Here is a 7137-nt window from a genome sequence, read left to right as displayed (position 1 = left end):
GTGCTGGACGGCGTGAAGCTGTGGACCACCAACGGCGTCATCGCGGAGCTCGTGGTGGTAATGGCCCTCGTCCCGGCCCACACCGACTCCGACGGCACCGAACACAAGGGAGGTATCAGCGCCTTCGTCGTCGAGATGGACTCCCCCGGCATCACGGTGGAGAACCGCAACGCGTTTATGGGCCTGCGCGGTATCGAAAACGGCGTCACCCGCTTCCATCAGGTCCGGGTGCCCGCGGCCAACCGGCTCGGCCGCGAGGGCCAGGGCCTGAAAATCGCACTCACCACGCTGAACACCGGCCGGCTGTCCATTCCCGCCCTCTGTGTCGCGTCCGGCCGCTGGAGCCTGAAGATCGCCCGCGAATGGTCCAACGCGCGCACCCAGTGGGGCCGCCCGGTGGGCCAGCATGAGGCGGTGGGCAAGAAGATCGCCTTCATCGCCGCGAGCGCTTTCGCCTTGGATGCCGTGTTCGAGTTGTCCGCCGAACTGGCCGACGCCGGCCAGAAGGACGTCCGGATCGAGGCCGCCCTGGCGAAGCTCTGGTCCACCGAAATCAGCTGCCGGATCGCGGACGAACTGGTCCAGATCCGCGGCGGCCGGGGCTTCGAGACGGCCGACTCCCTCGAGGCCCGCGGCGAGCGCGCCGTCCCCGCCGAGCAGCAGCTGCGGGACCTGCGGATCAACCGGATCTTCGAGGGGTCCTCGGAGATCATGCGGCTGCTGATCGCCAGGGAGGCGGTGGACGCCCACCTGGCCGCCGCCGGTGCCCTCGCGTCCGAGGAGGCCAGCCTGTCCGAGAAGGCGAAGGCCGCCGTCGGCGCATCCGGCTTCTACGCCCGCTGGCTCCCGAAGCTGGTGGCGGGCAACGGCCTGGACCCGCGCTCGTATAGCGACTTCGGCCGGCTCGCCCGGCATCTGCGCTTCGTCGAACGCGCGTCTCGGCGGCTGGCGCGCCAGACCTTCTACGGTATGGGCCGCTGGCAGGCGAAGCTGGAGCACAAGCAGGCGTTCCTTGGGCGGATCGTGGACATCGGCGCGGAGCTGTTCGCGATGGCTGCCTGCTGTTCCCGGGCGGAAATGCTGCTGCGGACCGCCCCGGAGCGCGGCGCCTCCGCCTACCAGCTCGCCGACGCCTACTGCGCGCAGGCGCGGGTCCGGGTCGAAGAGTATTTCGACCAGCTCTGGCGAAACACCGACGACGGCGACCGTGGCCTGACCCGCCAGGTGCTGGCCGGGGACTTCGAATGGCTGGAGGCCGGTGTGCTGGACCAGTCCGAGGGGACCGGGCCCTGGATCGCGGACGCCAGCCCGCGCGCGTCCGCAACGGAAAACCTGCACCGAACATACCGCTGACGTGGGGCAATGCCGGGCGGGCGGCAACCTCCCCTGAATAGTAAGCATCCTTGCTATGTGCGGGGATGCCGTGGTTAGGTGTGGGGAAGACCTGATGACGGTCGAAGCATTGCCGTGCCCGGCCCAAACAATGGGTTCGGGTCAATCAATGAAAGCGAGCAGCCATCATGAGCAGCACAGGCCCCGAAGACCGTATGCCCCGCCGCGTTCCCGAGGACGACCGGACCGTGGACCGGGACGGCCGGATCCACGACGCGCGCCAGGACGGCGTGACTGCAGAGCGGCCAACCGACGCGGAGACCCGCCACGAAGTCCGTGCCGAGGAACGCACCGACGCCCGGGCGGATGCGCGCTCCAACGACACCAGGGCTTTCCCCGCCGCCCCCGTCGCCGGGGCAGCCGCTGCGGGCGCGGCACGACGCAACGACCGTGTGGTCGACGACCGCGCCGCCGACGATCGCGTGATCCACGGCTCGCGCGATGAGCGAGGTTACGTCGAGAACGACGCCGTCGTCGAGGAGGTGCCCACCCGCGAGGCCGTCGTGGCCCGCGAGAAGGAACAGTTCGGCGGCGTCAAGATCGGCTCGGCGTTCTTCGGCTGGCTCGCCGCCACTGGCATGGCCGTGCTGCTCACTGCGCTGGTCGCAGCTGCCGGCACCGCCGTCGGCCTCGCCACCAACACCAACGTCAATGAAGCCGTCAACCAGGCCTCACAGAACCAGAGCGTGGGCCTGGTGGGCATCATCACCCTGCTCGTGATCCTTTTTGTCTCCTACTACTGCGGCGGTTACGTGGCCGGCAGGATGGCGCGGTTCAATGGCGCCCGGCAGGGTCTGATGGTCTGGATCTGGGCCCTGATCGCGGCCATCATCGTGGCTGTCCTGGCCATGACGGCCGGGCAGAGGTTCAATGTCCTGGCGAACCTGAACAGCTTCCCGCGCATCCCGGTCAATGAAGGCGACCTGACCGCGACCAGCATCATCGCGGCCGTTGTGGTGGCCGTGGTGGCCCTGATCGGCGCCATGCTCGGCGGGCTGGCCGGCATGCGCTTCCACCGCAAGGTGGACCGCGCCGGTTTCACCCCGGTGGAAACCGTCGAGGAGCGCTAGGCGAGCGTCACCGCGTCCAAGTAGTACCAGCGCCGGTCCTCCCGCAGGAACCGGCTGGTTTCGCGGTGCACGCCGGGCTCGCCGTCGTGCCGGTAATAGGCAGCGAACTCAACCGTTCCTTCCGTGTCCAGCGGGCCGCCGCGGTGCGTCGAGACGATGTCGAGGCGCCGCCACTGGGTTTCCGCATCGAGCTCCAGCGTGGCCGGGCGCGTCTCCGGGTGCCAGGTGCGGAGCAGGTATCCGGCGTCGAGCACCACGAAGGCGCTGTACCGCGACCGCATGAGCTGCTCCGCCGTGGACGCGTCCGAGTCGTCGCGGTGGAAGCGGCCGCAGCAGTCGGCATATTGCTCCCCTGACAGGCACGGGCAGTTTCCCTCGAAGGGGACGCCGTGGGGCTCGGAAGCGGCGGCCTGGGCGTCTGTCACGTGGTTCCTTCCGGCGGGCCGGACGGTTTCCGGCGGGAGTCTCCTCCGACTATAAACGCGGAACATATCAGCTTGGACACAACCCTCCCGGCCGGGGCTTTCCGTGCGTGTCAGCCCGAAAAATTCCGTATGGTTAAGAAGGGCTGTTGCCCGGCGAGACAATGCGGAACGGACCTCACTGCGGGCTGGATAACTGCAGGCTGGATAGGAGAGGCGAAGTGGAAGACCCGACAACGATCGCCATGCACCTCACGTTCTTCGGCACCCTCGGTGTGGGCCTCGTGATGTTCTTCGGCGTCTTTGTTGCCTTCGTCATTACCCTCCTGCTTGCCGGCCTCGGACGCCTGGTTTCCCTTCCCTTCGTTGCACTGACGCGCGGACGCGGCCCGGCCCCCGAAACGGTCAGGTCCCCGGATCTGACCATGCCGGCCGGGGCGACGGAACCGGCCGAACGGGCCCACCCCGCGAAAACCGCGAAGCCGGCCAGGACCGCCAAGCCGGCCCGCAAGGAACCCCAGCTCTCCGCAGACTGGGCCGCCGCCGTCGAGCGCGCGGACGCCCGTGCCAGTGCCCGCGCCAAAGCCGAAGCCGTTCCGGAGATCAAGGTCTCCGTCCGCGAACTGCCCAGCCCGGAAGCCCCGGTGCGGGACATCAAGAAGGTGGCGCCGTTGATCGCGTCCGCCACGGACCGGAACGGTGCCGGGCCCCGCGCTTTCGCGAAGCCGGCGGTTCCGGCCAAGAGCCCCGTCCTGGACACCGGCTCCCTCGCCGCGCTCAAGCACCAGCCTGCGCGCCAGGGCCAGCAGCGCAAGGCCAGCTGAGGCCTTACCCCGGACGCCCATCTGGGCTACGTTGGGACCCATGGAATTCAGATACCTGGGTCACAGCGGCTTCAAGATTTCGGAAATCACGTTCGGCAACTGGCTCACCCACGGCTCCCAAGTGGAGAACGACGTCGCCACCCAGTGCGTGCGGGCAGCGCTCGACGCCGGGATCAGCACCTTCGACACAGCGGACGTCTACGCCAACACCGCCGCGGAAACGGTCCTCGGGGAAGCACTGAAGGACGAGCGGCGCGAGTCGCTGGAGATCTTCACCAAGGTCTTCGGGCCCACCGGGCCGAAGGGGCACAACGATCTTGGGCTGTCCCGGAAGCACATCATGGAATCCATCAATGGGTCGTTGACACGCTTGCAGACCGATTACGTGGATCTCTACCAGGCCCACCGCTACGACTACGAGACGCCGCTGGAAGAGACCATGCAGGCCTTTGCCGACATCGTGCGGCAAGGGAAGGCCCTGTACATCGGCGTCAGTGAATGGACAGCCAACCAGATCCGCGACGGCCACGCCCTCGCCAAGGACCTTGGGTTCCAGCTGATCTCCAACCAGCCGCAGTACTCCATGCTGTGGCGGGTCATCGAGGCCGAGGTCGTCCCCACCTCCGAGGAGCTGGGCCTGTCCCAGATTGTCTGGTCGCCCGTGGCCCAGGGTGTGCTCAGCGGGAAATACCACCCCGGCAAGCCTGCTCCCGAGGGCAGCCGCGCCACGGACGCGAAGGGCGGCGCCAGAATGATCGAGCGGTGGATGTCCGACGACGTCCTGACCGGTGTCCAGCAGCTGAAACCCATCGCCGAGGAGGCCGGGCTCACCATGGCCCAGCTCAGCATCGCCTGGGTCCTGCAGAACAAGAACGTGGCGTCGGCGATTATGGGGGCGTCGCGGCCCGAACAGATCGCCGGGAACGTGGCGGCCGCCGGTGTGAAGCTGGACCCGGCCGTCATGGACAAGATCGACGCCGCCATCGGCTCGCTCGCCGAACGGGATCCGGCGCAGACCAAGTCGCCGGCCTCGCGGGAGGCCTGACCCATGGCCGCACTGCCGGACCTCGCCGTCACCGGGTCCACCGGCCAGCTGGGCGGACAGGTGGCGCGGCTGTTGGCGGCCGCCGGCACTGCGCAGCGGCTCGTGGTGCGCGATCCCGGCCGGGCCCCGCAGCTCGACGGTGCCGTGACAGCCACCGCCACGTACGCGGACGCCGCGCAGGCCCGCGCCGCCCTGGCCGGTGTGAAGACCCTTTTTATGGTTTCCGCCGCGGAAGCCGAGGACCGGTTGCAGCAGCACTACACGTTTGTGGACGCCGCGGCCGACGCCGGCGTCCAGCACATTGTGTACACCTCGTTTTTCGGGGCCGCCCCGGACTGCACCTTCACCCTGGGCCGGGACCACTACGCCACCGAGGAGCGGATCAAGGGCTCCGGGATGGACTACACCATCCTGCGGGACAACTTCTATCTGGACTTCCTGCCATTGCTGGCCGGCGAGGACGGGGTGATCCGCGGTCCCGCCGGGGACGGCGTTATGGCGGCCGTCACCCGGGGCGACATTGCCCGCGCCGCCCTGGCAGTCCTCCGCGATCCGGCACTGCACCGCGGCAGGAGTTACGACCTCACCGGCCCCGAGGACCTGTCCCTGGCCCGGGCCGCAGAGCTGCTGACCGCCGGCACCGGCCGGACCATCAGCTACCGGAACGAGACCCTGGCGGAAGCGTACGCCTCCCGGGAACCCTACGGCGCCCCGCCATGGCAGGTGGACGCATGGGTCAGCACCTACACGGCCATCGCGGCCGGGGAACGGGCGGGACCGACGTCGACGGTGCACGCGCTGACCGGGCGGGAACCGCTGGGGCTGGCGGATTTCCTGGCCGAGGCGCGTTCGCTCTAAGGGGCAGCGTCGGGCCGGCCCGGTATTGACGGCTTCCGGGCCGGAGCGTAGACCTGAAGACGGTGACACCGGTCCAAAACCGGGCTGGTCCGGAACAGAATCGCAGTCCCATGCCCAAGCAAATGTCCAAGCACACCTCCCCCGTCATGGCCCGGCGCCGGCAGTCCCAGCAGCTGTCCGCCCATCCCGGCGAGCCAAGCCACGGCCCGCTGACCGCCGAAGAGCTCCAGCTGGCGGTCCGGAACCATTCGATGCCATTGGAGGCCCTCCGCGACGACGTCACTCCGCCCGGGCTGCACTACCTGCTGGACCACTTCGACATCCCGGCCATCACGGAAGACCGCTGGCACCTGCGGATTGGCGGGGCGGTCCAGCGGTCCCTGGAACTGAATCTTCGGGCCATCCGCCGCGCCCCGAGCATCAGCGTCCCGGTCACCCTGGAATGCGCCGGCAACGGCCGGTCCCTGCTGAAGCCCCGGCCGCTCAGCCAGCCCTGGATGCTGGAGGGCGTCGGCACCGCCGTCTGGACCGGGGTTCCGCTGGCGTACCTGCTGACCCAGGCCGGCGTGGACGAGGGCGCCGTCGAGGTCGCCTTCACCGGGGCGGACGCCGGGATCCAGGGCGGGGTGCGCCAGCAGTACGCCCGGAGCCTGCGTATTAGCGAGGCGCTGCGGCCCGACGTCGTGCTGGCCTACCGGATGAACGGCGCGTCGCTGCCGCCGCAGCACGGCTTCCCGCTGCGGCTTGTGGTTCCCGGCTGGTACGGGATGGCGAGCGTTAAATGGCTCACGTCGATCAAGGTCCTGACGCGCCCCTTTGAGGGCTTTCAGCAAGCGGTGGCGTACCGCTACCAGCAGGACGCGGACGACGCGGGCACCCCGGTTTCCTGGATAAAAGTCCGTTCGCTGATGGTTCCGCCGGGCATCCCGGACTTCTTTACACGGCAGCGGGTCCTGCCAGCGGGCCCGGTCATGCTGACCGGGCGGGCCTGGTCCGGCCACGGAACTGTCCGCAGCGTCGAGGTCGGGATCGATGGCAAGTGGGCCCCCGCGCAGCTGGAACACCCGGCGGGCCCGTTTGCGTGGGCGACCTGGTCGATGCCGTGGGTGGCTGATCCCGGGCAACACGAGCTGTCCTGCCGCGCGACGGACTCCAGCGGCGCCATCCAGCCGCTCGAACCGGTCTGGAACTACCAAGGCATGGGCAACAACGTGGTGCAGCGGATCAAGGTCACCGTGGAATAGGCCCCAGGTGGATAGGCCCTAGCGGCCGCGCCTCAGGTGCTCCGCGTTTAGTGCGTCGAGCTCGCTGTCGGTGAGGTCGTCGAAGCCGCGGGCCTCACGCTTGTCGCTCCTGGAAAACCGCATGAACATCAGGATGATCAGGGGCAGGTCCACGGCCTCGCAGATGAACCAGAGGACGTCGCCGGCCAGTTGCTGGTCGCGCAGGGCATCCGGAAACCACCCGGGGCCCGGTTGCCGCGCGGTGACGTGATCGAGGACCTGGCCGTTCAGGCGCAGCAGGAT

8 protein-coding genes are annotated in these 7137 nt (G+C 68.8%); 6 read left to right on the top strand and 2 right to left on the bottom strand.

What is annotated here, in order from left to right; genetic code table 11:
- A partial coding sequence (locus AC1DHD_RS12205) for an acyl-CoA dehydrogenase family protein (RefSeq protein WP_476879967.1) occupies window positions 1-1353 on the top strand: 1353 nt, incomplete at its 5' end.
- A 164-nt stretch (window positions 1354-1517) separates the two neighbouring features.
- Window positions 1518-2462, top strand: a complete 945-nt coding sequence (locus tag AC1DHD_RS12200; RefSeq protein WP_476879969.1) for a YrzE family protein — start codon at window positions 1518-1520, stop codon at window positions 2460-2462.
- On the opposite strand, the gene AC1DHD_RS12195 is transcribed toward AC1DHD_RS12200, so the two are convergent.
- Window positions 2459-2887, bottom strand: coding sequence for a YchJ family protein (locus AC1DHD_RS12195; RefSeq protein ID WP_476879966.1), 429 nt, complete (start codon window positions 2885-2887; stop codon window positions 2459-2461). The two genes, AC1DHD_RS12200 and AC1DHD_RS12195, sit on opposite strands and share 4 nt — an antisense overlap.
- A gap of 218 nt (window positions 2888-3105) precedes the next feature.
- Here AC1DHD_RS12195 and AC1DHD_RS12190 point away from each other — a divergent pair, with 218 nt between their 5' ends.
- The 4 genes from AC1DHD_RS12190 to AC1DHD_RS12175 all read left to right on the top strand — a co-directional run bounded on the left by AC1DHD_RS12190 (window position 3106) and on the right by AC1DHD_RS12175 (window position 6855).
- Window positions 3106-3708, top strand: a complete 603-nt coding sequence (locus AC1DHD_RS12190; RefSeq protein WP_476879965.1) for a hypothetical protein — start codon at window positions 3106-3108, stop codon at window positions 3706-3708.
- A gap of 40 nt (window positions 3709-3748) precedes the next feature.
- Window positions 3749-4753: an aldo/keto reductase family protein gene (locus tag AC1DHD_RS12185; protein WP_476879964.1), complete on the top strand. Its 1005-nt coding sequence runs from the start codon at window positions 3749-3751 to the stop codon at window positions 4751-4753.
- A 3-nt stretch (window positions 4754-4756) separates the two neighbouring features.
- The gene (locus tag AC1DHD_RS12180) at window positions 4757-5611 is read left to right on the top strand and encodes an SDR family oxidoreductase (protein ID WP_476879963.1); all 855 of its coding nucleotides are present in this window, start codon (window positions 4757-4759) and stop codon (window positions 5609-5611) included.
- A 122-nt stretch (window positions 5612-5733) separates the two neighbouring features.
- Window positions 5734-6855, top strand: coding sequence for a sulfite oxidase (locus tag AC1DHD_RS12175; RefSeq protein WP_476879968.1), 1122 nt, complete (start codon window positions 5734-5736; stop codon window positions 6853-6855).
- An 18-nt stretch (window positions 6856-6873) separates the two neighbouring features.
- On the opposite strand, the gene AC1DHD_RS12170 is transcribed toward AC1DHD_RS12175, so the two are convergent.
- The coding region (locus AC1DHD_RS12170; protein WP_476879962.1) for a cytochrome c oxidase assembly protein at window positions 6874-7137 on the bottom strand (264 nt) is incomplete at its 5' end.

The organism is Arthrobacter sp. 05L45_2, assembly GCF_056397525.1.
The sequence above is the reverse complement of the archived record's forward strand: the minus strand, read 5'-3'. Positions and strand labels throughout refer to the sequence as shown.

What these genes read in the sequence shown, in the direction of transcription:
- AC1DHD_RS12185 (WP_476879964.1), top strand. Translation starts at nt 3,749, where the DNA reads ATGGAATTCAGATACCTGGGTCACAGCGGCTTCAAGATTTCGGAAATC.
- AC1DHD_RS12180 (WP_476879963.1), top strand. Translation starts at nt 4,757, where the DNA reads ATGGCCGCACTGCCGGACCTCGCCGTCACCGGGTCCACCGGCCAGCTG.
- AC1DHD_RS12175 (WP_476879968.1), top strand. Translation starts at nt 5,734, where the DNA reads ATGTCCAAGCACACCTCCCCCGTCATGGCCCGGCGCCGGCAGTCCCAG.